At 68.4% G+C, this 26,191-nt stretch carries 21 protein-coding genes; 18 read left to right on the forward strand and 3 right to left on the reverse strand.

Annotation, left to right across the window (positions count from 1 at the left end):
- Nucleotides 1-39 precede the first annotated feature (39 nt).
- Both pheS and pheT read left to right on the forward strand, forming a co-directional pair.
- Nucleotides 40-1,083, forward strand: coding sequence for a phenylalanine--tRNA ligase subunit alpha (gene pheS, locus ACQI46_RS11895; protein WP_427094181.1), 1,044 nt, complete (start codon nt 40-42; stop codon nt 1,081-1,083).
- Nucleotides 1,083-3,581 (forward strand): phenylalanine--tRNA ligase subunit beta, encoded by a 2,499-nt coding sequence (pheT, locus tag ACQI46_RS11900; RefSeq protein ID WP_427094182.1) that lies wholly within the window; start codon nt 1,083-1,085, stop codon nt 3,579-3,581. The genes pheS and pheT overlap by 1 nt, the downstream gene beginning before the upstream one ends.
- Here pheT and ACQI46_RS11905 read toward each other — a convergent pair.
- On the reverse strand, nt 3,569-6,760 hold the full coding sequence (locus tag ACQI46_RS11905) for an adenylate/guanylate cyclase domain-containing protein (RefSeq protein WP_427094183.1): 3,192 nt from the start codon (nt 6,758-6,760) through the stop codon (nt 3,569-3,571). The genes pheT and ACQI46_RS11905 overlap by 13 nt on opposite strands.
- Nucleotides 6,761-6,889: 129 nt before the next feature.
- Between ACQI46_RS11905 and argC the strand changes: the two genes are divergently transcribed.
- From argC to ACQI46_RS11960, 11 genes are read left to right on the forward strand one after another with little or no spacing between them, the layout of a single operon-like run.
- The gene (gene argC / locus ACQI46_RS11910; protein WP_427094184.1) at nt 6,890-7,924 is read left to right on the forward strand and encodes an N-acetyl-gamma-glutamyl-phosphate reductase; all 1,035 of its coding nucleotides are present in this window, start codon (nt 6,890-6,892) and stop codon (nt 7,922-7,924) included.
- On the forward strand, nt 7,921-9,123 hold the full coding sequence (argJ, locus tag ACQI46_RS11915; protein ID WP_427094185.1) for a bifunctional glutamate N-acetyltransferase/amino-acid acetyltransferase ArgJ: 1,203 nt from the start codon (nt 7,921-7,923) through the stop codon (nt 9,121-9,123). Before argC ends, argJ begins: the two co-directional genes overlap by 4 nt.
- Nucleotides 9,120-9,992 (forward strand): acetylglutamate kinase, encoded by an 873-nt coding sequence (gene argB / locus ACQI46_RS11920; protein WP_427094186.1) that lies wholly within the window; start codon nt 9,120-9,122, stop codon nt 9,990-9,992. Before argJ ends, argB begins: the two co-directional genes overlap by 4 nt.
- A complete protein-coding gene (locus ACQI46_RS11925; protein WP_427094228.1) occupies nt 9,932-11,182 on the forward strand; it encodes an acetylornithine transaminase in 1,251 nt (416 codons plus the stop codon). The genes argB and ACQI46_RS11925 overlap by 61 nt, the downstream gene beginning before the upstream one ends.
- On the forward strand, nt 11,179-12,105 hold the full coding sequence (argF, locus tag ACQI46_RS11930) for an ornithine carbamoyltransferase (protein WP_427094187.1): 927 nt from the start codon (nt 11,179-11,181) through the stop codon (nt 12,103-12,105). The genes ACQI46_RS11925 and argF overlap by 4 nt, the downstream gene beginning before the upstream one ends.
- Entirely contained in the window at nt 12,102-12,590 is a 489-nt protein-coding gene (locus ACQI46_RS11935; RefSeq protein ID WP_427094188.1) for an arginine repressor, read from the forward strand. The genes argF and ACQI46_RS11935 overlap by 4 nt, the downstream gene beginning before the upstream one ends.
- 26 nt (nt 12,591-12,616) lie before the next feature.
- Nucleotides 12,617-13,819 (forward strand): argininosuccinate synthase, encoded by a 1,203-nt coding sequence (locus ACQI46_RS11940; protein ID WP_427094189.1) that lies wholly within the window; start codon nt 12,617-12,619, stop codon nt 13,817-13,819.
- Nucleotides 13,820-13,840: 21 nt separating this feature from the next.
- Nucleotides 13,841-15,253 carry an argininosuccinate lyase gene (argH, locus tag ACQI46_RS11945; protein ID WP_427094190.1) on the forward strand — a complete coding sequence of 471 codons (1,413 nt, stop codon included), beginning with the start codon at nt 13,841-13,843 and terminating at the stop codon, nt 15,251-15,253.
- A 13-nt stretch (nt 15,254-15,266) separates the two neighbouring features.
- Complete coding sequence (locus ACQI46_RS11950) at nt 15,267-15,887, forward strand: hypothetical protein (RefSeq protein WP_427094229.1); 621 nt, start codon at nt 15,267-15,269, stop codon at nt 15,885-15,887.
- Nucleotides 15,884-16,453: a hypothetical protein gene (locus ACQI46_RS11955; RefSeq protein ID WP_427094191.1), complete on the forward strand. Its 570-nt coding sequence runs from the start codon at nt 15,884-15,886 to the stop codon at nt 16,451-16,453. The genes ACQI46_RS11950 and ACQI46_RS11955 overlap by 4 nt, the downstream gene beginning before the upstream one ends.
- Nucleotides 16,450-16,959 carry a hypothetical protein gene (locus ACQI46_RS11960; protein WP_427094192.1) on the forward strand — a complete coding sequence of 170 codons (510 nt, stop codon included), beginning with the start codon at nt 16,450-16,452 and terminating at the stop codon, nt 16,957-16,959. Before ACQI46_RS11955 ends, ACQI46_RS11960 begins: the two co-directional genes overlap by 4 nt.
- On the opposite strand, the gene ACQI46_RS11965 is transcribed toward ACQI46_RS11960, so the two are convergent.
- Both ACQI46_RS11965 and ACQI46_RS11970 read right to left on the reverse strand, forming a co-directional pair.
- Nucleotides 16,916-18,217 (reverse strand): hypothetical protein, encoded by a 1,302-nt coding sequence (locus ACQI46_RS11965; RefSeq protein ID WP_427094193.1) that lies wholly within the window; start codon nt 18,215-18,217, stop codon nt 16,916-16,918. The genes ACQI46_RS11960 and ACQI46_RS11965 overlap by 44 nt on opposite strands.
- Nucleotides 18,214-19,983 (reverse strand): ABC-F family ATP-binding cassette domain-containing protein, encoded by a 1,770-nt coding sequence (locus tag ACQI46_RS11970; RefSeq protein ID WP_427094194.1) that lies wholly within the window; start codon nt 19,981-19,983, stop codon nt 18,214-18,216. Before ACQI46_RS11970 ends, ACQI46_RS11965 begins: the two co-directional genes overlap by 4 nt.
- A 77-nt stretch (nt 19,984-20,060) precedes the next feature.
- On the opposite strand from ACQI46_RS11970, the gene ACQI46_RS11975 reads away from it, so the two are divergent.
- From ACQI46_RS11975 to tyrS, 5 genes are read left to right on the forward strand one after another with little or no spacing between them, the layout of a single operon-like run.
- Entirely contained in the window at nt 20,061-23,030 is a 2,970-nt protein-coding gene (locus tag ACQI46_RS11975; RefSeq protein ID WP_427094195.1) for an acyl-CoA synthetase, read from the forward strand.
- A 51-nt stretch (nt 23,031-23,081) separates the two neighbouring features.
- Nucleotides 23,082-23,612 carry a hypothetical protein gene (locus ACQI46_RS11980; protein ID WP_427094196.1) on the forward strand — a complete coding sequence of 177 codons (531 nt, stop codon included), beginning with the start codon at nt 23,082-23,084 and terminating at the stop codon, nt 23,610-23,612.
- Nucleotides 23,609-23,821: a Trm112 family protein gene (locus ACQI46_RS11985; protein ID WP_427094197.1), complete on the forward strand. Its 213-nt coding sequence runs from the start codon at nt 23,609-23,611 to the stop codon at nt 23,819-23,821. Before ACQI46_RS11980 ends, ACQI46_RS11985 begins: the two co-directional genes overlap by 4 nt.
- Nucleotides 23,818-24,432: a DNA-3-methyladenine glycosylase gene (locus tag ACQI46_RS11990; RefSeq protein ID WP_427094198.1), complete on the forward strand. Its 615-nt coding sequence runs from the start codon at nt 23,818-23,820 to the stop codon at nt 24,430-24,432. The genes ACQI46_RS11985 and ACQI46_RS11990 overlap by 4 nt, the downstream gene beginning before the upstream one ends.
- Nucleotides 24,433-24,450: 18 nt before the next feature.
- Nucleotides 24,451-25,752 carry a tyrosine--tRNA ligase gene (gene tyrS / locus ACQI46_RS11995; RefSeq protein ID WP_427094199.1) on the forward strand — a complete coding sequence of 434 codons (1,302 nt, stop codon included), beginning with the start codon at nt 24,451-24,453 and terminating at the stop codon, nt 25,750-25,752.
- Nucleotides 25,753-26,191: the final 439 nt, after the last annotated feature.

A 26,191-nucleotide genomic window follows, 5' to 3' on the forward strand; every position in this document is an offset into this window, starting at 1 on the left:
CGACGAAGTGCGCTCGGCGGCATCGCCTATGATCGCCGGGTGGCTGATCAGCCAGTAGACCTCTCAGACGATGCGCTGGCCGAAGCGGTCAGCGCAGCCAAGCGTGCGTTCGCCCAGGCTGCGAACCTCGATGACCTCGCGCGCGCCAAGACCGAACACCTCGGTGACCGCTCGCCGGTGGCGGTGGCACGCCAATCCTTGGGGACACTGCCCAAGGCCGAGCGCGCCGACGCCGGCAAGCGCGTCAACGTCGCGCGCACCGAGACACAGCAGGCCTATGACGAACGACTCGCCCAACTCCGGGCCGAGCGGGACGCCGCGGTGCTGGTCGCCGAGCGCATCGACGTCACGCTTCCGTCGACGCGTCAGCCGGTCGGCGCGCGTCACCCGATCACCATCCTCGCCGAGAACATCGCCGACACCTTCGTCGCGATGGGCTGGGAGCTGGCCGAGGGGCCGGAGGTCGAAACCGAGCAGTTCAACTTCGACGCCTTGAACTTCCCGCCCGACCATCCGGCCCGCAGCGAGCAGGACACCTTCCATGTCGCACCGGACGGGTCCCGGCAGGTGCTGCGCACCCACACGTCCCCGGTGCAGATCCGCGCGCTGCTCGAACGAGAGCTGCCGGTCTACATCATCTCGATCGGGCGAACCTTCCGTACCGACGAACTCGACGCCACTCACACCCCGGTCTTCCATCAGGTCGAGGGTCTGGCTGTGGACAAGGGCCTGACCATGGCGCACCTGCGCGGCACGCTCGACGCGTTCGCGCGCGCCCAATTCGGGCCCCAGGGCCGCACCCGCTTCCGTCCGCACTTCTTCCCGTTCACCGAGCCGTCGGCAGAGGTCGACATCTGGTTTCCGAACAAGAAGGGCGGGCCCGGCTGGGTGGAATGGGGTGGTTGCGGCATGGTCAACCCGAATGTGTTGCGCGCCTGCGGTATCGACCCCGACGTCTATTCAGGTTTCGCCTTCGGCATGGGATTGGAGCGCACCCTGCAGTTCCGCAACGGCATCCCCGACATGCGAGACATGGTCGAGGGTGATGTCCGGTTCTCTCTCCCGTTCGGGGTGGACGCCTGATGCGCCTTCCCTACAGCTGGCTGCGCGACGTGGTCCAGGCCGGTGCCCCCGGCTGGGACGTGCCGGCCGACGAGCTCGAGCAGACTTTCATCCGCATCGGCCACGAGGTCGAGGACGTCATCCGACTCGGTCCCGTCACCGGTCCGCTGACCGTCGGCCGGGTCGAGCAGATCGAGGAACTGACCGAGTTCAAGAAGCCAATCCGTGCGGTGAAGGTGGACGCCGGAGAGTCCGAGCTCCGCGACATCGTCTGCGGTGCAACGAACTTCGCCGTCGGCGACCTCGTCGTCGTCGCGCTGCCCGGCACCGTCCTGCCGGGCGACTTCACGATCGCCACCCGCAAGACCTACGGGCGCGTTTCCGACGGCATGATCTGCTCGGCATCGGAACTCAACCTCGGTACCGATCACTCCGGGATCCTGGTGTTGCCGGCCGGCACCGCCGAACCGGGTGCTTCGGCCGTCGAGGTCCTCGGCCTCGACGACGTGGTGTTCGACCTCGCAGTCACCCCGGACCGCGGTTACTGCCTGTCGGTGCGCGGGATGGCTCGCGAGATCGCCAACGCCTACGACCTCGACTACATAGATCCGGCCTACGATCCGGGTCGAGCCGCGCCGCTGCCCGTGGACGGTGAGGCGTTGCCCGTGACCATCGACAGCGGCACCGGCGTGCTGCGGTTCGGGCTGCGTCCGGTGACCGGTATCGACCCGAAAGCCGTGTCCCCGTGGTGGCTTCAGCGACGGCTGTTGCTCAGCGGGATCCGGGCGATCTCGCCGGCGGTGGACGTGACGAACTACGTGATGCTCGAACTCGGGCATCCGATGCACGCGCACGACCGGTCGCTGATCACCGGCGGATTCCGCGTCCGCTTCGCCGAACCGGGGGAGACCGTGGTCACCCTCGACGACGTCGAGCGCAAACTCGATCCGGCCGACGTGTTGATCGTCGACGACGTCGCCACCGCCGCGATCGGCGGCGTCATGGGCGCCGGCACCACCGAGGTGCGTGAGAGCACCACCGATGTGCTGCTCGAAGCCGCGGTGTGGGACCCGGCTGCGGTGTCGCGCACACAGCGGCGGCTGCGGCTGGCCAGCGAAGCGGGTCGTCGCTATGAGCGCACCGTGGATCCGGCGGTGTCGGTGGCCGCGCTCGACCGCTGCGCCACGCTGCTGGCCGAGATCGCCAGTGGCACAGTTGGATCCGGTCTCACCGACTGGCGCGGGGAGCCGGCGCGGGACAACTGGTCGCCGCCGGCCGTCACGATCCCCGTCGACCTGCCCGATCGCACCGCCGGTGTGGCCTACCCACCCGGGACCACCGAGAAGCGGCTGCGCCAGATCGGCGCCGAGGTGACGGTCGACGGCGATCGGCTCGCCGTCACACCGCCGAGCTGGCGCCCGGACATGCGGCAGCCCGCCGACCTCGTCGAAGAGGTGATGCGACTGGAGGGCCTGGACGTCATCCCGTCGGTGCTTCCCGCTGCGCCCGCCGGCCGGGGCCTGACCGCTGTCCAGAAGCGGCGTCGCGCGATCGGCAAGTCGTTGGCGCTCGGCGGATATGTCGAGATCCTGCCCACGCCGTTCCTGCCGGCCGGGATCTTCGATCAGTGGGGGCTCTCTGCCGACGACCCGCGCCGCAACACCACGCGGGTGCTCAACCCGCTCGAGGCGGACCGTCCGAACTTGGCTACGACGCTGTTGCCGGGGTTGCTGGAGGCGTTGTCCCGCAACGTGTCCCGCGGTGCGGTTGACACCGCGCTGTTCGCGATCGCCCAGGTGGTGGAGCCGACGAGCCAGACCCGGGCCGTCGACCGCATCCCGACAGACCGCCGGCCCACCGACGACGAGATCGCGATCCTGGACGCGTCGCTGCCGCACCAGCCGCAACATGTCGCCGCGGTACTGACCGGTCTGCGCGAGCCCGCCGGCCCCTGGGGCCCGGGCCGCCGCGTGGAGGCCGCCGACGCGTTCGAGGCCGTTCGCATCGTCGGGCGCGCGGCCGGTGTGGACTTCACGTTCCGTGCCGCGGAGTACCTGCCGTGGCATCCGGGGCGATGCGCGCAGGTGCTCATCGGCGACCAGATCGTCGGCCACGCCGGACAGCTGCACCCGGCCGTGGTCGAACGGTCGGGGTTGCCGAAGGGAACCTGCGCGGTCGAGCTCGATCTCGACGCCGTGCCGATCGTCGAGCGGTTGCCTGTGCCGAGCGTGTCACCGTTCCCCGCCGTGTTCCAAGATGTCGCGCTCGTCGTCGACGACGACGTCCCGGCGCAGAGCGTGATCGACGCCGTCCGGTCGGGAGCGGGTGCGCTCCTGGAAGACGCGCGGCTGTTCGACGTCTACACCGGCCCGCAGGTTGGTGAGGGTCGGAAGTCCCTGGCGCTGGCGTTGCGGTTCCGCGCACCGGACCGCACGCTGACCGAGGACGAGGCCAGCGCGGTCCGGGAGGCCGCAGTGGCGGCAGCGGTTGACGCGGTCGGGGCTGTTCAGCGGCGCTGAGCAGACAGGATTCCGGTTGCGCCCTCGGGAAGGTCGTAGCCGGCCGCCGCGGCGTGGGCACGCGCTTGCGCCAGATGGTTTCCTGCAGTAGCGATATCGCCGCGGCAACGCGCCAACAGCGCACGCAACCGGAATTGCGGAACCTTGTGCAGGGCGAAGCCCCGGTCGGCCGGGGTGGCGGCCAGATACTCGATCGCAGTCGCGGCTTCCTCCCAGTCGCCTTCGGCCGAACGCGCCAGCAGCGCTTCGACCAGCACCGTGGTGGCCACTCCCAGGGACAGCACCTCACCAGCAGCGCTCATATCTCGAATACAGCTGCGCACCAACTCGATTGCACCCGGGACATCGCCGCGCTGCGCCATCCGGCGAGCGAGCGCTGGACGCGCCAGCGTCATGGCGTTCATCGTGAACCTGCGCCGGTCGGTGCTCTCGCGAGCTTTGGTCAACAGCTCGACGGCCTCGTCGCCGGGAACGTCTCCGTAGACCAGGACGAGTCCTCTGGCGACCCGGGCGGTCGTGAGCGTGAGCTCGTCACCTGCCTGTTCGGCGAGCTGCAGTGCCTCGGCGGTCTCGCGCATGGCCACCTCGTCGACTCGGCGCGCACCCACCGGTACCGAGAGGATGTACTTGTAGAGCACCGAGCTGACGCGGCTTGTCGGATCCAGGCCGGCCGACATTGCGATCGCGGTGTCACCGTCGGCGCGCCACCCCTGCACACCGGCGCACAGACGGTAGAGACCGCGCATCCGGATGGCGCTCACCAACGACGAACCGAACAGGACGCCTCGCTTGGTCCGGTCTGTGTCCGCAGAGTCGATCGCTCTCTGCACCAGCCGCAGCGCCTCGTCCAGATGACCTACTTCGGACCTGGCGTAGGTGACGGCCAACAGGAGCTCCGCCGTGATGTCCGTGTCCTCCGCGGTGTCGACGAGTGCCATCAGTTCGGGGACAAGGGCCAGCGCGTCTTGGTGGCGGTGCTGACCCGCCAACGCCATGACCATGCCGGCCATCCCGAGTCCGAGTGCCCGGCGGTCTCCGGAGGCTTCGCACAATTGCCGTAACTCGTCGAATCCGGCGTCCTCGATACAGCCCCCCGCACGGTGTGACTCGCTGCAGAGAATGGTCAGCACCGTCGTCAAGCACGCAGAGCGCTGCGGGTCCGAGGACGGCAACGCCGCGGCGGCCGCACGGGCCCGCTGCCACGCCTCCCAGGCGGCCGACCGGTCGCGGCTCCGCAACCACCGCCCGGCGCGCATGTGCCAATCGAAGGCGGTCCGCAGTTCGCCTGCTGCCTGCAGGTGCTCGGCGATCAGCGTTGCGTGGTGATCGGGCTGGTGCGAGTTCGCGCGTTCGATCGCAGAAGCCACCCGCCGATGCATCTCGTTGCGCACCGCTTTGAGCTGCGACTCATAGGCCACGGCACGGATCAACGGGTGCCGGAAGGCGATGTCGGCGGCCGCCTCCGACGAGGTGTGATCGAGGATTTCGGCGTCTCGTAGCTCGTTGATCGTGCTGGACACAGTCTCGTCGTCGTCGACGGCCACGACCTCACGGAGCAGATCAGAACCGAACCGTCCGCCGATCACCGCTGCGGCATAGAGGACCGACTTCGCCCGCGGCCGAAGTCGGTCGATCCTCGCGGCGATGGCCGCCTGCAGGGTGGGCGGCACGGAGATGTCCACGCTGTTCCCGCTGCTTCGGTAGTTCCCGCGCGGGCCTGCGACCACGCCGCGTTCCGCCAGATCCCGCACCATCTCGGTGATGAAGAACGGGTTGCCGCCTGCCGTCCGGACCACGCGGTCGGCCACGCGCCGGACTGAGGGATGGTCACCGAGCAGCTCGGTGGCCAGGGCGACGGCGGACAGCTCCGGCAGCGGCTGCAGCACGACAATCTCCGCCGCCACCCGTCTGAGGATCCCGGTGTATTCGGGCCGGTGAGTCACCAGCAACAGCGACCGGGTTCGTGGAACCGCCTCAGCCGCCGAGGCGAACAAGGCCTCGCTCGCCTCGTCGATCCAGTGCGCGTCCTCGATCACGTAAAGGGTGGGCGACCGTTGCGTCAGCAAGTCTGTGATCAAGAGGGCCAGTCGTCGCGCACGTGCCTCGGGTGTGATCTCCGGCAACGGTGACGCCGACGCGCGGATCCCTACGAGATCTTCGAGCAGGAGCAGATCGTCGGGATCGGCGCCGGCCATCTCGGAACGTAGCCGCGCGCGTGCCCGCTCGACCGGAACGTCGGCGGTGATCCCGAACATGGCCCGAAGGATTTGCGCTGCGGCGCTGAATGGCACAGCGCGGGTGTGGGACTCGCAGTAGGCGATGGGTACGGGCATCATTCGGCGGGCGGCCACTTCGATGAGCTCCCTGACGATGCGCGTCTTACCGATACCTGCGGGACCGACAACGCGTGCGACGACTCCGTGGGCGGCAGATGAACGATCCAGCAGCGCGACCAACGCGGCCAGTTCCGCGGAGCGTCCCGTCAGCGAGGTCTGCTGATCGGTTCGACGTCGCAGCGCGTCGGCGTCGACAGCCAGCAGGCGGCGGACGGTGATCGGGCCCTCCTGCCCCTTGACGCGGACCGTTTCCGGCTCGCCGAGGACGACGGAATTCTCGACCAGACGCGCGGTAGCGGCGCTGAGCATCACGCCGCCGGGAGGCGCAACCGACTCCATCCGCTGTGCCATCCCGACTTCCTCGCCGATCGTGGTGTAGCCCAGGGCGCCGGAACCGAGCACGCCGGCGATCACCTGACCGGAGTTCAGTCCGACCCGCACCTTCAGATCGATGCCGTCCCGAGCCAGCACCTCGACGGCTTGCGCGCGGACTTCGTCGATGAGGTGCAAGGCCGCGCGGCACCCCAGCACCGCATGATCCTCGAGAGCGTGCGGTACGCCGAAGACGGCCATCAAGCCGTCGCCGGTGAACTGGCTGACCACCCCTCCATAACTCCGAATCACTCCCGACGAGCGTCGCATCATCTCGGTCATGATTTCGCTGAGGCGCTCAGCACCTACTGACCTGGCGATATGCATGGAACGTACGACGTCGGCGAACAACACGGTGACCTGCTTGAATTCGGCGACGCCGGGTCTGGCAACCTTGAGGCCGCAGCTGTCGCAGAACACGGCACCATCGCGCAATTGCGTGCCGCAGTCACGGCAGGGTACTGATGCCATCGTCGCTCCTGCTGCGATCGAGGTGTCTGACGAGCAGGCGTAGGTGACAAATCTACGTCCGGAGCCGCGGCCACACTCTTCGAATAATGAATTTGCATGACACTGCATAACCATGCAGAATGTTCGCTTATGACTTCCGTCGCGGTCGCCGGTGCCAGCGGGTACGCCGGCGGCGAAATCCTGCGTCTGCTTCTCGGTCATCCTGCCTATACCGAGGGTCGACTGACCATCGGCGCCCTGACCGCAGCATCGAGCGCCGGCTCGCCGCTCGGGGACCACCACCCGCACCTGTGGCCACTGGCTGACCGCGTGCTCGAGCCGACCGAGATCGGCACCCTCGCCGGCCACGATGTGGTCTTCCTCGGACTGCCCCACGGCCATTCGGCGGCGCTGGCCGAACAGCTCGGCCCCGACACCCTCGTCATCGACTGCGGCGCCGACTTCCGCCTCACCGACCCCGACGCATGGCAGCGCTTCTACGGATCGGAGCACGCCGGCACCTGGCCCTATGGTCTGCCCGAACTGCCCGGCGGTCGGGACCAGCTGCGTAACACCAAGCGGGTCGCCGTGCCCGGCTGCTATCCGACCGCGGCGCTGCTGGCGCTGTGGCCGGCGCTGGCCGAGGGACTCGTCGAGCCCGCGGTCACCGTGATGGCCGTCAGCGGCACCTCCGGCGCCGGCCGCGCCGCCAAGGTGGACCTGCTCGGTTCGGAGGTCATCGGTTCGGCGCGGGCCTACAACGTCGGCGGAAAACACCGGCACACGCCCGAGATCGCGCAAGGCCTCAGCGCGGTGGCCGGGAGCCCGGTCCGGGTGTCCTTCACCCCGGTGCTGATCCCGACGTCGCGCGGCATCCTGGCCACCTGCACGGCGCCCACCACCAGCACGCTGTCCCAACTGCGCAACGCCTACGAAAAGGCTTACAGCAGTGAACCTTTCGTACACCTTCTGCCGGACGGGCAGCTGCCCAGGACCGGATCGGTGATCGGAAGCAACGCCGCCCAGGTGTCCGTGACCCTCGATGAAGACGCCCGGACCTTCGTCGCGATCGCCGCGATCGACAACCTGGCCAAAGGCACCGGAGGGGCCGCCGTGCAGTCGATGAACCTTGCGCTCGGCTGGCCCGAGACCGCCGGCCTCTCGGTGGTCGGGGTCGCACCGTGACCGACGTCAAACTGCTGCGCACCCAGGGCGTCACCGCCCCGGCCGGCTTCCGCGCCACCGGCATCTCCGCCGGCATCAAGGCCTCCGGAAACGCTGATCTGGCATTGGTGTTCAACGAGGGCCCCGACTACACCGCCGCCGGCGTGTTCACCCGCAACAAGGTCAAGGCTGCGCCCGTGCTGTGGTCGCAGCAGGTCCTCACCACCGGTCGGCTGCGGGCGGTCATCCTGAACTCCGGCGGCGCCAACGCGTGCACCGGCCCCGGCGGCTTCCAGGACACCCACGCCACCGCCGAAGCCGTCGCGGCCGCCCTGTCGGCCTGGGGCACCGAGACCGGCGCCATCGAGGTCGCGGTGTGCTCGACCGGACTGATCGGGGACCGCCTGCCGATGGACAAAGTCCTCGCCGGGGTCCGCGAGATCGTGCACGAACTGGCCGGCGGCCTCAACGGCGGCGAAGAAGCGGCCCGCGCCATCATGACCACCGACACCGTGCCCAAACAGGTTGCGCTGCACCACCCGGACAAGTGGACCGTCGGCGGGATGGCCAAAGGCGCAGGCATGCTTGCCCCGTCCCTGGCCACCATGCTCTGCGTCATCACCACCGACGCGGTGGCAGAACCGGCAGCGTTGCAGGCCGCTCTGAAGAACGCCGTGGCCCGGACCTTCGATCGCCTCGACGTCGACGGCAGCTCGTCGACCAACGACACGGTCCTACTGCTGAGCTCCGGTGCCAGCGAGGTCACGCCCGACCAGGACGACCTCGACGCCGCGCTGTTCGCCGTCTGCGACGACCTGTGTGCGCAACTGCAGGCCGACGCCGAAGGCGTCACCAAGCGTGTCGCGGTGACCGTCACCGGCGCGTTGACCGAGGACGACGCGGTGGTGGCCGCACGGGTGATCGCGCGCGACAGCCTGGTCAAGACCGCGCTGTTCGGCTCGGATCCCAACTGGGGCCGGGTGCTGGCCGCGGTGGGCATGGCGCCCGTCGAACTCGACGCCGACCGGATCACGGTGTCCTTCAACGGTTTCCCGGTCTGTGTGGACAGCGTCGGCACCCCCGGGGCTCGCGAGGCGGATCTGTCCGGTGAGGACATCGAGGTCACCGTCGACCTCGGCGTCGGGTCGGCGTCGGCGACGATCCGGACCACCGACCTGTCCCACGGGTATGTCGAAGAGAACTCGGCGTACAGCTCATGAGCCTGCAGACTCCGGACAAAGCCCGTGTCCTGGCCGACGCGCTGCCGTGGCTGAAGGCGCTGCACGGCAAGATCGTCGTGGTCAAATACGGCGGCAACGCGATGACCGACGACACCCTCAAAGCCGCGTTCGCCGACGACATGGTCTTCCTGCGCAACTGCGGAATCCAGCCCGTCGTCGTCCACGGTGGCGGCCCGCAGATCAGCGCCATGCTGAAAAAGCTCGGCATCGCAGGCGATTTCAAAGGCGGCTTCCGGGTCACCACCCCGGAAGTGCTCGACGTCGCCCGCATGGTGCTGTTCGGTCAGGTCGGCCGTGAACTGGTGAATCTGATCAACACCCACGGCCCGTACGCCGTGGGCATCACCGGCGAGGACGCCGGCCTGTTCACCGCGCAACGCCGGTCGGTCCTCGTCGAAGGCGTTCCCACCGACATCGGACTGGTCGGGGACGTCGCGCACGTGAACACCGACGCCGTCGTCGACCTCATCAAGGCCGGCCGCATCCCGGTGGTGTCGACGATCGCGCCCGATGCCGACGGAGTGGTCCACAACATCAACGCCGACACCGCGGCCGCCGCTCTGGCCGAGGCGCTGGGCGCCGAGAAACTGCTGATGCTCACCGACGTCGAAGGCCTGTACACCAACTGGCCCGACCGGGGTTCACTGGTCAGCGAGATCGACGCCGCCGCGCTGACCCAGCTGTTGCCGACGCTGGAGGCCGGGATGGTCCCCAAGATCGAGGCATGCCTGCGCGCGATCGGCGGCGGTGTGCCGAGCGCGCACGTCATCGACGGCCGCGTCGCACACTGCGTGCTGGTCGAGCTGCTCACCGACGAAGGCACCGGCACGAAGGTGGTGGGGAATTGACCGAGGACGCAACACTTCTGGACCGCTGGTCGGCGGTCATGATGAACAACTACGGGACGCCGCCGCTGGCGTTGGCCAGCGGCGAGGGCGTCACCGTCACCGACACCGACGGCAACACCTACATCGACCTGCTCGGCGGGATCGCCGTCAACGTGCTGGGGCACTGCCATCCCGCGGTCATCGAAGCGGTGCACCGCCAGATGAGCACCCTGGGCCACACGTCGAACCTGTATGCCACCGAACCCGGCATCGCGCTGGCCGAAGCTCTGGTGGATCACCTCGGTGCACCGGCGCGGGCGTTCTTCTGCAACTCCGGCACCGAGGCCAACGAGGTCGCCTTCAAGATCACCCGGCTCACCGGGAAGACGAAACTCGTTGCCGCGCAGAACGCATTCCACGGCCGCACGATGGGCTCGCTGGCAATCACCGGCCAACCGACCAAGCAGGCGCCGTTCGCGCCGCTGCCCGGCGACGTGACCTTCGTGCCCTATGGCGACACCGACGCCCTCGCGGCTGCGGTGGACTCCGACACCGCGGCCGTGTTCCTCGAACCGATCATGGGGGAGGGCGGCGTCGTCGTCCCGCCGCCGGGATACCTGGTCGCCGCCCGCGAGATCACCGCGGCCAACGGGGCGCTGCTCGTCCTCGACGAGGTACAGACCGGGGTGGGCCGCACCGGCACCTTCTACGCCCACCAGCACGACGGCATCACCCCCGATGTCGTCACGCTGGCCAAGGGTTTGGGCGGCGGACTGCCGATCGGCGCGTGCCTGGCCGTGGGCGGCACCGCCGAACTGCTCACCCCGGGCCTGCACGGCAGCACCTTCGGCGGGAACCCGGTGTGCACCGCCGCAGCGCTGGCCGTGCTGAAAGTCCTTGCCTCCGAGGGCCTGATCGAACGCGCCGATGTCCTCGGCAAAACGCTGGCCGACGGCATCGAGGCGCTCGACCATCCGCTGGTCGACCACGTCCGCGGTCGCGGGCTGCTGCGCGGTGTGGTGCTGACCGCCGCAGCGGCCAAGCCGGTAGAGACCGCCGCACGGCAGGCCGGCTTCCTGGTCAACGCCGCCGCGCCCGACATCGTGCGACTGGCGCCGCCGCTGGTGATCACCGAATCGCAGATCGAGGCGTTCGTGTCCGCACTTCCCGCCGTCCTCGATCAAGCCGAGGCAGAAACGAGAACGTCATGACCCGCCACTTCCTCCGTGACGACGACCTGTCGCCCGACGAGCAGGCCGAGGTACTCGCCCTGGCGGCCGAACTGAAGAAGGACCCGTTCAGCCGCCGGCCGCTGGAAGGGCCGCGCGGTGTCGCGGTGATCTTCGAGAAGAACTCGACCCGCACCCGGTTCTCGTTCGAGGTGGGCATCGCGCACCTCGGCGGGCACGCGGTCGTCGTCGACGGGCGTAGCACTCAACTCGGTCGCGAGGAGACCCTCGAGGACACCGGAGCGGTGCTGTCCCGGTACGTCGAGGCCATCGTGTGGCGCACGTTCGCCCAGGAACGGTTGACCGCGATGGCATCCGGCTCGACCGTCCCGATCGTCAACGCGCTCTCCGACGAGTTCCACCCGTGTCAGGTGCTCGCCGATCTGCAGACGCTGGCCGAGCGCAAGGGCGCCCTGGACGGGCTGCGGATGAGCTACTTCGGCGACGGCGCCAACAACATGGCCCATTCGTTGATGCTGGGCGGAGTCACCGCCGGGGTGCACGTCACCATCGCCGCGCCCCGCGGTTTCGAGCCGCACCCGATGTTCGTCGCGGCGGCCGAGGCCCGTGCCCGGCAGACCGGCGCGACGGTGACCGTGACCGACGATCCGTTGCGGGCAGCCGACGGTGCCGACGTGCTGGTGACCGATACCTGGACCTCGATGGGTCAGGAGAACGACGGCTTGGACCGGGTCCGCCCGTTCCGCCCGTTCCAGGTCAACTCCGAGTTGCTGGCCCGAGCGGACTCCGAAGCCGTTGTGCTGCATTGTCTCCCGGCGCACCGCGGAGACGAGATCACCGACGAGGTCATCGACGGCCCACAGAGCGCGGTGTGGGACGAGGCGGAGAACCGCCTGCACGCGCAGAAGGCGCTGCTGGTGTGGCTGTTGGAGAACCGGCAATGACGGCAGCGGCCACCCGTGCCGGACGGCAGGCCCGCATCGTGGCGCTGCTGTCGGAGCGGTCGGTGCGCAGCCAGGGTGAGCTCGCGGGCCTGCTGGCCGACGAAGGCATCGAGGTCACCCAGGCGACGCTGTCGCGGGATCTCGAAGAACTCGGCGCGGTCAAACTGCGCGGCGCCGACGGCGGAGTCGGCGTCTACGTCGTCCCCGAAGACGGCAGCCCGGTCCGCGGCGTCAGCGGCGGCACCGACCGGGTGACCCGTCTGCTCGGCGACCTGCTGGTCTCCACCGACTCCAGCGGCAACCTGGCGGTGCTGCGCACCCCTCCCGGCGCGGCGCACTACCTGGCCAGCGCGCTCGACCGCGCGGCGCTGCCGTACGTGGTCGGCACCATCGCCGGCGATGACACCATCCTGGTCGTCGCCCGCGAACCCATGACCGGAGCGGAACTGGCCGCCACGGTCGAAAACCTTTCCAAGAGCCTGTAGTCAACACGTAGTAGAAGGAGTTCCCTATGTCCGAGCGCGTCATCCTGGCGTATTCCGGCGGTCTGGACACCTCGGTGGCGATCAGCTGGATCGGCAAGGAGACCGGTCGCGAGGTGGTGGCCGTGGCCATCGACCTCGGGCAGGGCGGTGAGGACATGGAGGTCGTGCGGCAACGCGCATTGGACTGCGGCGCTGTCGAAGCGGTCGTCGTCGACGCCCGCGACGAGTTCGCCGAGCAGTACTGCCTGCCGGCGATCCAGTCCAACGCGCTCTACATGGACCGCTATCCGCTGGTGTCGGCGCTGAGCCGGCCGCTGATCGTCAAACACCTCGTCGACGCCGCCCGTGAACACGGTGGCGGCACCGTCGCCCACGGCTGCACCGGCAAGGGCAACGACCAGGTCCGCTTCGAAGTCGGATTCGCTTCGCTGGCACCGGATCTGCAGGTGCTCGCCCCGGTACGGGACTACGCATGGACCCGGGAGAAGGCGATCGCGTTCGCCGAGGAGAACGCCATCCCGATCAACGTCACCAAGCGCTCGCCGTTCTCGATCGACCAGAACGTGTGGGGGCGCGCGGTGGAGACCGGCTTCCTCGAGCACCTGTGGAACGCGCCCACCAAGGACGTCTACGACTACACCGAGGACCCGACGGTCAACTGGAGCAGCCCCGACGAGGTCATCATCGGCTTCGACAAGGGCGTGCCGGTGTCCATCGACGGCCGGCCGGTCACCGTCTTGCAGGCCATCGAGCAGCTCAACGCCCGCGCCGGTGCGCAGGGAGTCGGCCGCCTCGACGTCGTCGAGGACCGGCTCGTCGGGATCAAGAGCCGCGAGATCTACGAGGCTCCCGGGGCGATGGTGTTGATCACCGCGCACACCGAGCTCGAGCACGTCACGCTGGAGCGTGAGCTCGGCCGGTTCAAGCGCACCACCGACCAGAAGTGGGGCGAGCTGGTGTACGACGGCCTGTGGTTCTCGCCGTTGAAGTCCGCGCTGGAGTCGTTCGTCGCGCACACCCAGCAGCACGTCAGCGGCGAGGTCCGGCTGGTGCTGCACGGGGGCCACATCGCCGTCAACGGCCGCCGCAGCGCCGAGTCGCTCTACGACTTCAACCTGGCCACCTACGACGAAGGCGACACCTTCGATCAGTCGGCGGCCCGGGGCTTCGTCCAGATCCACGGGCTGTCGTCGAGCATCTCGGCGCGCCGGGACCTGGGTATCAAGTGACCGCCGGAATAGGGTGACCCGGTGAGCACGAACGAAGGGTCGCTGTGGGGCGGTCGGTTCAGCGACGGACCGTCTGAGGCACTGGCGGCGCTGAGCAAGAGCACCCATTTCGACTGGGCGCTGGCGCCCTACGACATCGCGGCTTCCAAAGCCCATGTGCGCGTGTTGTTCTCGGCCGGCCTGCTGACCGAGGAGCAGCGCGACGGGCTGCTCGTCGGCCTGGACAACCTGGCCACCGACGTCGCCGACGGCACCTTCGGCCCGCTGGTCTCCGACGAAGACGTCCACGGAGCGCTCGAGCGCGGACTGATCGACCGCGTCGGCGCCGACCTCGGCGGACGGCTGCGGGCCGGGCGGTCCCGCAACGATCAGGTCGCCACGCTGTTTCGGCTGTGGTTGCGCGACGCGATCCGCCGGGTCGCCTACGGTGTCCTGGAGGTGGTCTCGGCGCTGGCCACTCAGGCCGCCGCGCACCCGACGGCCATCATGCCCGGCAAGACGCACCTGCAGTCGGCCCAGCCGATCCTGTTGGCGCACCATCTGCTCGCCCACGCGCACCCGCTGCTGCGCGACGTGGACCGGCTCGCCGACGTCGACAAGCGCGCCGCCGTCTCACCGTACGGTTCGGGTGCGTTGGCCGGGTCGTCGCTCGGCCTGGACCCGGACGCCATCGCCGCCGAACTCGGTTTCACCGCAGCGGCGGACAATTCGATCGACGCGACCGCGGCGCGCGACTTCGCCGCTGAAGCAGCGTTCGTGTTCACGATGATCGGCGTGGATCTGTCCCGGCTCGCCGAGGACATCATCCTGTGGAGCACCACCGAATTCGGCTACGTGACCCTGCACGATTCCTGGTCGACCGGCAGCTCGATCATGCCGCAGAAGAAGAACCCCGACATCGCCGAACTGGCCCGCGGTAAGTCGGGCCGGCTGATCGGCAACCTGACCGGCCTGCTGGCCACGCTGAAAGCGCAACCGCTGGCCTACAACCGGGATCTACAGGAGGACAAGGAGCCGGTCTTCGACTCGGTGGCCCAACTCGAACTCCTGCTGCCGGCGATGGCCGGACTGGTCGGCACGCTGCGTTTCGACGTCGACAGGATGGCCGAACTCGCGCCCCTGGGATATACGTTGGCCACCGACGTCGCCGAATGGCTGGTGCGACGCGGTGTCCCGTTCCGGGTGGCACACGAGGCGGCCGGTGCGGCCGTGCGTGCGGCCGAGCAGCGGGGCGTGGGATTGGAAGACCTAGCCGACGCCGAGCTGGCCGACATCCACTCCGAGCTGACCCCGCAGGTGCGCGAGGTGCTGACCATCGAGGGGTCGGTGAACTCCCGGGACGCGCGCGGTGGTACCGCGCCGGTGCAGGTGGCCAAGCAACTGGGAGCGGTGCGTCAGGCCGCAGACGAGTTGCGACTGCGACTTCGCCGCTAGCATCGTCTGCGTGATGGCCGCCGAGCCGGGACAGCAGGTCCCCGTAGCCAGTCGGGGTCGTCGCGTCCGACGCTGGCTTGCCGCGCGCGGCCCCCGCCAATCGTGGACGGCGGGCCTGGTCGTGATTCTCGCGGTGGCAGCCCTGTTCGGTGGTCTGGACCGCGTCGAAACCGACGTGACGGCGTTCGCGCCGGGCGAGGAGTTCAGCGATGGGCAGTACACCGTCACTGTCGATCGCGCCCGTCTGGTCCCCGAGCTGACGACCTCGGGTTTCGGCTTGGCGCCGGAAAAACCCGGCGTGCGCTATCTCGGGGTGGTCGTCACCCTGCGTAACGACGGCACCGCCCCGGGACGAGTCGACCGTGAGCTGGAGCTGCGCGACGTGCCGAATGCGGAGTTCGTTGGCGTATCACGCATGATCGACGGGTCGCGGGCGATCACCCTGGGACCGGGACTCGAAGAGGAACTCGCCTACGTCTGGCGGGTGCCGGAAGGCGAACTGGTACCCGGCGACTCCATCACTGTGCGAGTGTGGCGCAAGTCCCTCCGGGAGGGCATGGTCGTCTACGGCGAGCACTACATCGACGACACCGACTACGGACAGATCGTCATCGACGTGCTGGGGCCGCGATGACCGCCCGGTCGAAGCGGCGCATGATGCTGCATGCCGTGGCGACCATTGCGGTGATCGCCGCCGCGGCGGGACTCTGGCATCACCTGCCCACACCGTCGGATGTCTACCGGCCCTTCGACGTCCGCGGCGACATCGGGGACCAGGTCAGCGGACGCGCGTTCGATCTCACAGTGACCGGCGTGCGGGTCGGCCAACAGACGCAGGCCCCGCGGAGCAGACCCGTGCCCGCAGTGGGTGAGTGGGTGCTGGTGGATGCGGACTTGCGCGCGACGAGCGAGGTCGTTGTGCCCCGCGCCGAACTGCTGGTCGGACCCAACACGTACATACCGTCCGACAGATTCCAGTTCGTTCAGCTCGGAGCAGCACTCGCGCCGCTGATCACCCAGCAGGGGTCGTGGGCCTTCGACGTCGATCCGGGTCTCTTGACTCCGGACGCTGACCTGACCTTGCGGGTGTGGTCCGGTGATGTCCGGTTCGATTCCCGCCTGGTCGTCGACATCCCGTTCTCTGATGCCGTGCGCGAACCGGGCGCGCTGCGGCTTTCGCGAACCCGGGAGAGTGCGTGAAACGACCCTCGAAGTTGTGGCAGCGCAACGTGATCGGCGCGGTGGTGACCGTCGCGTCGCTGGCCGCTGTGGTGGCCACGGATCTGGGACCGAAGTGGTCGCACTACCTGGGGACCGTCCACCCCGGCGCGGATGCGCCGCGGGGTGAGGACGTCACCGTCGACAGCCAGTCGTGGAAGCTCGGTGAGGTCCGACATCTCGGGCGCCGCGTCAAGCCACCCGGCTCCACGCTGCCCGCGGGCACTGTCGTCACGGTCGTCACCGTGCTGCGCGACGGAGCCCCCGGGCCGGAACTGGGTTGCGACGGGGTGCTCACCGACGGTCGCCATCGGTGGCGGGGCCAGCCGCCGATCCATTACGGTCTCAAGCCGGTCGCCGGCGCAGCACTGAACTGCGCCCGACCCGGACCGATCCAGTGGGCGTTCACGATCCCCGACGGTGTCGTGCCGACCGCGCTCGACGTCACGACGTACGACGGCTCGATACTGGTCCGGTTGCAGCTGTAGCCGAGGGGATGCGGTGCAGGCAGTAGCCCAGTGTCGCCGCGATCAGACAGATCCGCAGCGGCTCGACGATCAGGTGCGCGACGAGTTCCAGCGTCGGGATACCGGCAACCCAGAACTGTTGTGACTGCGGCCCGATCAGCCACGCCATCCCGCGCAACAGGTATCCGGAGCCGAGCTGCGCGCGGTAGAAGCTTCCGGCCATGTCCAGCCATGCCAGCCCGAGGTAGGCGAGCACGTACAGCGACAACGCGAACACGCCGCCGTGCAGCAGAATCCGCCCCGAATCCACGATCGGCTTGAACTTGCCCAGCTGCGAATCCAGATAACCGCGGACATCGCTGCGCCACTTGTCGGGGAGGCGCTGCCACCGGGACTGCACGCGCTGCTGGGTCTGCGCATGCCGCGACATCACCCGGTGGGCCCGTTCACCGGCGACCCGCTCGGCCAGGGCACGCCAGTCCGGGCTGGTCGAGACTCCGTAGACGATGCCGGCCACCGCCAGCCAGATCAGCGGAACCGCCGCCCCACCGAACACCGTGCCCAGAGCCCACATCGCGGTGTCCCACACCGCCTCCAGTGGGGCGAACGTGTCGAATACAGCTTCGCGGGTCTGGTTGAACCACACCACGATCCGCCGTTCGGCCAGCCAGCCGGCGGGGTTGAGCACGATACTCAAGCCCTGGTGGACCGAGAACGTCAACGCCAGGAACACCCACAGAGCGTCGACGTAGATGCGTACGACGATGAACCAGCGGGGGAGTTTCGCGCTGAATCGGGACAGCGCGAATCGGGCCAGCAGCGCAAGGCCGATCACCACCCAGGTCGTGGCGCCGACCGGCAGGTTCTCCGGATCCAGTTCGAGTTGACCGGGGTTGTTGATCGAGTCGGCGATCCGGTAGTCCAATGCCCGGACCTCGAAAGCCAGCCAGTCCTCCCGAAACATCTGCCACGCCAGGTAGATCGCGAAGAACGGCAGGATGACCGAGGCGAAAAGATCCACGCTGCGCAGCGATCGCCGCGGTAGATCGGCGATCCCCGGAATCGCGGGCCGCAGCACGAAGAACATCGCAACGTAGGAGCCGAGCCGGGCGATGCCAGCCAGCGGCATGATCAGTGACGCCCACAGGTCGTTGTTCCAGCCGGCCCACGCGGCCAACCAGATCGCGCCGTTGCGCCCGAGGAGTCCGAGCAGGTAACAGGCGGCCAGCTGCGGCCAGTAACGCAGGAACAGCGCGAACGGCCGCAGCACCCAGCTCACTGGCCGTCTTCCGCCAATTCCAACCACATCTCTTCCAAAGTCTCCTTCTTGGCGAGCAACTCGTTGAGTTCGGCGTTGAGCTCGCCGGCGCGCACATGGTCGGCGGCCGCCTCGGCCATCGTCTCGTGCAGCGACGCGATGCGGTCCTCGAGCTTGCCCAGCTGACTTTCGATGCGCGACATCTCTTTACCGGTGCGTCGATCGCGCGCGGCGGCGGACTCCGTACGCGTCTGGCCCCGCCCCGGTTCGGATTTGTCGGCGCGGTCCGCGGCGGCCCGGTCGGCGAGGTACTGCTCGACACCGCCGGGCAGCAGATCGCAGCGCCCGCCACCGGTCAGCGCATAGGTCACGTCGGTGACCCGCTCGAGGAAGTACCGGTCGTGGCTGACGACGATCAGGGTTCCGGGCCAACCATCCAGGTAGTCCTCGATCACCGTCAGGGTGTCGATGTCGAGGTCGTTGGTCGGTTCGTCGAGCAGCAACACGTTGGGTTCGTCGAGCAGCAGTCGCAGAAACTGCAAGCGGCGCCGCTCGCCGCCGGAGAGGTCCGCCACGCGGGTGGTCAGCTTGTCGCCGACGAAGCCGAAGTCCTTCAACAACGTGTCGGCGCTGATCTCCCGGCCGCCGGCCAGTTCGGTGATTCGCCGCCGATCCTCGACCGCCTCGAGCACCCGCTGGGACTCGTCGAGTTCCTTGACCGCCTGGCTCAGGTATCCGATACGCAGCGTCACGCCGCGTTTGACCCGTCCCGACGTGGGTTCGAGTTCACCGAGGAGCAGCCGCAGCACGGTGGTCTTGCCGGTGCCGTTGACCCCGACCAGGCCGATCCGCGCGCCCGGTCCGATCGACCAGTCGACACCGTCGAGCACGGTGCGCGGCGGATCGCCGACCTCGAGCCGGACCCGGTGCAGATCGAAGACGTCCTTGCCCAGCCGTGACGTCGCGAACTGTTGCAGCACAAGCGAATCGCGAGGAGGTGGCTCGTCGGCGATGAGTTCGTTGGCCGCCTGGATGCGGAACTTGGGTTTCGACGTACGCGCCGGTGGGCCGCGCCGCAACCACGCCAGTTCCTTGCGCATCAGGTTCTTTCGGCGTGCCTCGGTGCTGGCCGCCATCCGCATACGTTCCGCGCGGGCCAACACGTACGCCGCGTAGCCGCCGTCGTACGCATCGACGACCCCGTCGTGCACTTCCCAGGTCTTGGTGCAGACGGCGTCGAGGAACCAGCGGTCGTGGCTGACCACGACCAGTGCGCGCGCCGGACGGCTGGTCAGTTGCTGGGCCAGCCAGCCGATCACCTCGACGTCGAGGTGGTTGGTCGGCTCGTCCAGGATCACGACGTCGTGCGGGGCGATCAGCACTTCGGCCAGGGCCACCCGGCGACGTTCACCGCCCGACAGTGTGGTGACCGACGCGTCGAGGTCGACCCCTGCCAGCAGATGTTCGACGACCGAGCGGGTCTGGGCGTCGGCGGCCCACACGTGGTCAGCCTGGTCGCCGACGATCACCGACCGCACCGTCGCACCGGCGCCGAAGTCGTCGGCCTGGCGCAGATATCCCACCGACAGTCCCGAGGTGTGGGTCACCCGGCCGGAATCGGGTTCCTGTGTGCCGGTCAGGATTTTCAGGAGGGTCGACTTGCCGTCGCCGTTGCGGCCGACGACACCGATGGCGTCACCCTCCTCGACCCCGAGGCTGACGCCGTCGAGCAACGTGCGAGTGCCGTAGGAGACCGTCGCCCGTTCGGTGTTGATCAGGTTTGCCATCAGCGCCCGATGATAGGCGGCTGCTGTGCCATGATGTCGACGGCAGGTGGGGTGGACGACGGGCAAGGGAGCACACGTTGGTGGACCTCTCGGCGATTACCGGTCCGGTGGGCCGACTGGTGGCCACCGCGCAGAACGGTTTGGAGGTGCTGCGTTACGGCGGTCTGGAGACCGGTGCCGTGCCGTCGCCGTTCCAGCTCATCGAGAGTGTCCCGATGTACCGGCTGCGCCGCTACTTTCCGCCCGACACCCGGCCCGGCGCCAAACCGGCGGGCCCGCCGGTGTTGATGGTGCATCCGATGATGATGTCCGCCGACATGTGGGATGTCACGCGGGAGGACGGCGCGGTCGGCATCCTGCACCGCGCGGGGATCGACCCGTGGGTCATCGACTTCGGTTCGCCCGACAAGGTCGAGGGCGGCATGCAACGCACGCTCGCCGACCACGTGGTGGCATTGAGCGAAGCCATCGACACCGTCAAGACGGTGACGGGCCGCGACATCCACCTGGCCGGCTATTCGCAGGGCGGCATGTTCACCTACCAGACCGCGGCCTATCGCCGAAGCAAGGACATTGCGAGCATCGTCGCGTTCGGTGCGCCGGTCGACACACTGGCCGCACTGCCGATGAACCTGCCGGCCAGCTTGGCTCCGGCGGCCGCCGATTTCATGGCCGATCACGTCTTCAGTCGTATCGACATCCCGGGTTGGTTGGCGCGCACGGGATTTCAGATGCTCGACCCGATCAAGACCGCGCAGTCGCGCATCGAGTTCCTGCGTCAGCTGCACGACCGCGAGGCGTTGCTCCCGCGCGAGCAGCAGCGCAGGTTCCTGGCGTCGGAGGGGTGGATCGCGTGGTCGGGTCCGGCGATCTCCGAACTGCTCAAGCAGTTCATCGCGCACAACCGGATGATGACCGGCGGCTTCTCGATCCACGGTGACCTGGTCACGCTCTCCGACATCGAGTGCCCGATACTGGCGGTGGTCGGCGAGGTCGACGACATCGGCCAGCCGGCGTCGGTGCGCGGCATCAAACGCGCCGCACCCAAGGCCGACGTCTACGAATACTTGATCAGGGCAGGCCATTTCGGTCTGGTCGTCGGTTCCAAGGCGTCCTCCCAGACCTGGCCGACCGTCGCCGGGTGGGTGCGCTGGCTCGACGGTGCCGATTCCATGCCGGACGGGGTGGCGCCAATGGCATTGCAGCCCATCGAGAACGCCGAGACCGGTGTGTCGCTGACGTCTCGGCTGGCGCACAGCACTGCAGCCGCCACGGAGATGGCCTTCAGCCTGGCCCGCTCGGCGGCCGACGCCGTGGTGGCCGCGAACCGTTCGGCACGAACGTTGGCCGTCGAGACCGCCCGCACGCTGCCCCGGCTGGCGCGGCTCGGTCAGGTCAACGACCACACCCGGATCTCACTGGGTCGCATCATGAGCGAGCAGGCGCGCGACTTCCCCCAGGGCGAGGCGTTGCTGTTCGACGGCCGCGTCCACACCTATGAAGCGGTGGACCGCCGGGTCAACAACGTGGTGCGCGGACTCATCGAGGTCGGAGTTCGGCAGGGCGCACGGGTCGGTGTGCTGATGGAGACCCGGCCCAGCGCTCTCGTGGCGATCGCGGCGCTGTCGCGCCTCGGGGCCGTCGCGGTGATGCTGCCACCGGACGCCGACCTCGAAACGGCGGCACAACTGGGTGCCGTCACCGAGATCATCGCCGACCCGAGCAGTCTCGACGCGGCGCGCAAGCTCGACATGCGGGTGCTGGTTCTCGGCGGCGGTGAGTCCCGGGACCTGCACGTGCCGGCCGACGCCGACGTCGTCGACATGGAGCAGATCGATCCCGACCAGGTGGAGCTGCCCGGCTGGTACCGCCCCAATCCCGGGTTGGCGCGCGACCTGGCGTTCGTGGCGTTCAGCACCATCAGCGGTGAGTTGGTGGCACGGCAGATCACCAACTACCGGTGGGCGCTCTCGGCGTTCGGCACCGCGTCGGCTGCCAACCTGGGACGCAGCGACACGGTGTACTGCCTGACCCCGCTGCACCACCAGTCCGGCCTTTTGGTCAGCCTGGGCGGGGCCGTGGTCGGTGGTGCGCGCATCGCGCTGTCGCGCGAGCTGCGCCCGGACCGCTTCGTGCAGGAGATCCGCCAGTACGGCGTGACCGTCGTGTCCTACACCTGGGCGATGCTGCGCGAGGTCATCGACGACCCGGCGTTCTCCCTGACCGGCAACCACCCGGTGCGGCTGTTCATCGGTTCGGGCATGCCGGCGGGTCTGTGGAAGCGGGTCGTCGACGTGTTCGAGCCCGCCAACGTCGTGGAGTTCTTCGCCACCACCGACGGCCAGGCCGTGCTGGCCAACGTCAAAGGCGCCAAGATCGGCAGCAAGGGGCGACCGCTGCCCGGCGGCGGCGAGATTGCGCTCGCTGCCTACGACCCCGACGAAGATCTGATCCTCGAAGACGACCAGGGTTTCGTCCGCCGCGCCGACACCAACGAGATCGGTGTGCTGCTGGCCCGACCGCGCGGACCCGTCGACCCGTTGGCGTCGGTCAAGCGCGGTGTCTTTGCGCCGGCGGACACCTGGGTGTCGACGGAGTACTTGTTCCGTCGCGATGAAGACGGGGACTACTGGCTCGTCGACAACCGCGCCGCGGTCATCCACACCGAGCGCGGTCCGGTGTTCGCCGCGACGGTCAACGACGCGGTCGGGCGTCTCGGAGCCGTCGACATGGCGGTGACCTACGCCGTCGAGGCCAACGGCGAGACGATCGCGGTCACCGCACTGGCGCTGTGCCCGGGCAGCAGCGTCCCATCGGCCGATCTGAGTGAAGCGCTGGCCGATCTGCCGGTCGGCGAGGCACCCGACCTGGTTCATGTGGTCAGTGACATGACGCTGACCGCGACCTACCGTCCGCTGGCCGGGCCCCTGCAGGAGCAGGGCGTTCCCAAGCCGTCGCGTAACGCCTGGTATCGAGACCCCGATAGCAGTCGATACAAGCGTTTGACGGGGGCCGCTCGCAACGGGATCGCCGGCGAGCGGTCGTAGTGCCACCCGCAGGGCGCGCTGTTAGGCTCGCGCTGTCGACGAGGAGGGTTGATGTCATCTCAGAGCAGGCGCCGCGTCGCGGCGGCCGCGGCGGCCGCTGCAGCGTTTGCAGGCGTCCTGTCAGCGCCGACCGCGCTGGCTCAGCCGGCGCCACCGACCCAGCCGGCGCAACCCACGCCGTCCGCCCAGCAGGATGCGCCCCGCCGCGTCAACGCCGATCAGTTGCTGATGACGATCTCGCAGGAGTACCAGAGCGGGTCGGGCGGTGGGCAGGTCTCGAAGCTCATCGATCAGGCGATGACGCTGCGCATGCGTGGTTTCCGCCCTTCGATGGCGAACGCACAGGCCCTCGCATCGGCCCTCGACAAGCGTCCGAACCAGACCCCGCTGATCGAAGCCCTCCGCGCCACCATCGCCTACCAGCGCAAGCTGCAGATGCAGAGCGCCAACGTGCCGGCTCAGCAGCCCGGACCTCAAGGCCCTGTCGGGCCTCAGACCCCGGGTCAGCCCGGTCAGCCCGGGTGGGTCCCGGACAGCCCGATGCAGCAGGACACTCCCGTCTTCCCGATGCCGGGCCGTTGAGCGGATCCCGGCTCGACGAGAACCTGCTCGCGATCCTGGTCTGCCCGGAGGATCGCGGTTCGCTTCTCTACGTCGACGACTGTCTCTACAACCCACGCCTGCACCGCAAGTACCGCATCGAGGACGGCATCCCGGTCCTACTCGTCGACGAGGCAGTCGCCGTCGACGACGACGAGCATCGACGGCTGGTCGCCGCTGCGGGTGGGTGACTGATCAGGACGCCCTGGAGGTCGATCCGCTCACCGCGGCCCGACTGCTGCTGGGCTCCACGCTGGTCGGCCGAGAGGTCGAGGCGACGATCGTCGAGGTCGAAGCCTATGGCGGGCCGGCCGACGGGCCATGGCCGGACGCGGCAGCTCACTCCTTCCGCGGACCAGGCCTGCGCAACGCGGTGATGTTCGGCCCGCCCGGACGGCTCTACACCTACCGCAGCCACGGCATCCACGTGTGCGCCAACGTTTCCTGTGCGTCCGACGGCATCGCCGCCGCAGTACTGCTGCGCGCCGCGGTCATCGACCGGGGGATCGACGTCGCACATCGCCGGCGCGGCGAACACGTCAAAGAGGTCGCCCTCGCGCGTGGGCCCGGCAACCTCTGCTCCGCCCTGGGAATCACCATGGAAGACAATGGGATCGACGTCTTCGATCGCAGCTCGCCGGTCCGGCTCACGCTCAATGCGCTCAAAGTCGGTGAGTCCGGGCCCCGCGTCGGGGTGAGCAAGGCCGCCGACCGTCCATGGCGGATGTGGCTGCCTGGTCACCCCGAGGTGTCGGCTTACCGACGCAGTCCGCGGGCACCGGCTCCGGGGCTCAGTGACTGATGCGGGAAGATCGATGACGTGGGCAGCGACATTCTCGACGACTTGGAGTGGCGCGGGCTGATCGCCCAATCCACTGACCGTGACGCACTCGGGCAGGCCTTGGCCGACGGACCGGTGACCGTCTACTCCGGATTCGATCCGACGGCACCCAGCCTGCACGCCGGACACCTGATCCCGCTGCTGACGCTGCGCCGGTTCCAACAGGCCGGTCATCGACCGATCGTGCTCGCCGGTGGGGCGACCGGAATGATCGGTGACCCGCGTGAGGTCGGAGAACGCACCTTGCAGACGGCCGACACCGTCGCCGACTGGGCCGACCGGATTCGCGGCCAGCTCGAGCGATTCGTCGAGTTCGACGACTCGCCGACCTCCGCGGTGATCGCGAACAACCTGTCCTGGACCGCGGAGTTGTCGGCGATCGAGTTCCTGCGCGATGTCGGCAAGTACTTCTCGGTGAACGTGATGCTCGACCGGGACACCGTGCGGCGCCGGCTCGAGGGTGAAGGCATCTCCTACACCGAATTCAGCTACATGCTTCTGCAGGCCAACGACTACGTCGAGCTGCATCAGCGGCACGGTTGCACGCTGCAGGTCGGTGGCTCGGACCAGTGGGGCAACATCATCGCCGGGGTTCGACTGGTCCGGCAGAAGTGCGGCGCTTCGGTGCACGCGATGACCACGCCGCTGGTGACCGACTCCGAAGGCCGCAAGTTCGGGAAGTCGACCGGGGGCGGCAGCCTCTGGCTGGACCCCGAGATGACCAGCCCATATGCGTGGTACCAGTACTTCATCAACACGGCCGACGCCGACGTCGTCCGCTACCTGCGTTGGTTCACCTTTCTCGATGCGCAGGAGCTCGGCGAATTGGAGGCGGCGACTGCCGAACGCCCACACGAACGCGCCGCGCAGCGACGACTCGCGCGGGAACTGACCACGCTGGTGCACGGAGAAGCCGCCACCGCGTCGGTCGAGCACGCCAGTCAGGCGCTGTTCGGCCGAGGCGAGCTGACCAAGCTCGACGAGCCGACGTTGGCCGCGGCGCTGCGCGAAGCGTCGGTGGCCGAGCTTTCCCCCGGGGGACCGGAATCCATCATCGATCTCTTGGTGGCCACCGGGCTTTCGGCGAGCAAGGGCGCCGCCCGCCGCACGTTGGCCGAAGGCGGAGTCTCGGTGAACAACGTGAAAGTCACCACAGACGACTGGATTCCGGCTGACGCCGACTTCCTCCACGGCAAGTGGCTGGTGCTTCGACGCGGTAAGCGCAACATCGCCGGCATCGAACGTGTGGGCCGGGAACAACCGGACGGGACCGGGCGTTGACTCTCTACACGCCAGATCGACAACTGGTACGCCCGTCGGAAAACCATCCGAAAACGGCGTCCTAGCAGGCGATTTGACGGGGAGTTTCCACTGACGTAACTTATTCCACGTCGCCGCGACACGGCCTCCGGGCCGGGGAGCGCGGCAGACTCCCAGAGGGAAATCCACTTAGGTGGGTTCCTGATTGTCCGCAAGACCTCCAGCGGCTTAAATGCCGGTGGTAAGTTGCGCGGCCAAGCGGGTGTGTTGTTTGAGAACTCAATAGTGTGTTTGGTGGTTTTTGTTTGTTGTTTTTTGCCGCGCCTCTTTTTCCCGTTTAGGGGTGTGGTTTTTTGGATGCCAGTTTTGGTGTCTTTTGTTTGGTTCGAATTTTTCTGAACGTTTTTGTTTGGAGAGTTTGATTCTGGCTCAGGACGAACGCTGGCGGCGTGCTTAACAC

The sequence above is a fragment of the Mycobacterium sp. SMC-4 genome (assembly GCF_050205565.1).
In the GTDB taxonomy this organism is placed as follows: Bacteria; Actinomycetota; Actinomycetes; order Mycobacteriales; family Mycobacteriaceae; genus Mycobacterium.